Source organism: Vibrio sp. 1562 (assembly GCF_033340155.1).
GTDB lineage: Bacteria > Pseudomonadota > Gammaproteobacteria > Enterobacterales > Vibrionaceae > Vibrio > Vibrio alginolyticus.
The window spans coordinates 1-906 of sequence record NZ_JAWOVY010000165.1; the positions used below are offsets into that span (position 1 = coordinate 1).

The following is a 906-nucleotide window of genomic DNA, read 5'->3' on the forward strand; positions in this document are numbered from 1 at the left end:
TTCGACGCATCCGATGCTCACTCTCAGACAACCGTTGTAACCACAGCCAAACCAATTGATCGCGATATGAGTGATAAATAGCTCACAGACCTTACCCATTAACGATGTATACTTTACCGTATCTCAACCACATATATGGAAAATCTGTTGGCTAGATTCTTATTCGCTCAGTGGTTCCCAGGACTCATTCAACTTCAAAACTATCAAAAAGAATGGCTCGTGAACGACTTTAGAGCAGCATTTTCTGTTGTTGCTGTTGCACTACCTGTTGCTATTGCTTATGCACAGCTAACTGGCGTTTCTGCTATCGTCGGTCTCTACTCATGCGTGCTGCCGATGCTGGTTTACGCTTTAATGGGCACTTCCCGGCAACTCATTGTTGGCCCGGACGCAGCAACCTGTGCCGTCATCGCCGCCGTCGTTACCCCAATTGCCGCTGGCGACCCAACCAAACACTGGCAGCTCGTGATGACCATGACAGCCATGACAGGTATTTGGTGTGTACTGGCCAGCCGCTTCAAACTGGGAATTTTTGCTGACTTCCTTTCCCGCCCAATCCTCTTAGGGCTACTCAACGGCGTGGCGTTGACCATCATTGTCGGTCAGTTTGCGAAAGTCGTGGGTTTGAAATACGAACAACGCTATCTACTTGAACGATTATGCGAACCTCAACAGCGGTTGGCAGGACTTCATTGGCCAACCGTTGCGTTCAGTGTAGCGACTGTGGTGGTCTATTTGGTAACCAAACGCTACCGTCCTACTTGGCCTGCAGCAATGCTTGCCATACTGGTTACTACAGCATCGGTTTGGCTACGGCACTTACAAGAAATGGACGTGGCCGTAGTCGGCCTAACTCAAGGTGGTTTCCCTCAATTTCAAGCCCCACAATTTGAGCTTGGGGAAGTG

The 906-nt window shown here is 49.4% G+C and carries 1 protein-coding gene; it reads left to right on the forward strand.

Annotated features, from left to right (window positions below; translation table 11 throughout):
- Positions 1–135 precede the first annotated feature (135 nt).
- Positions 136–906, forward strand: a 771-nt coding sequence (locus R7Z49_RS23915; protein WP_318112212.1) for a SulP family inorganic anion transporter, incomplete at its 3' end; no start/stop codon positions are given.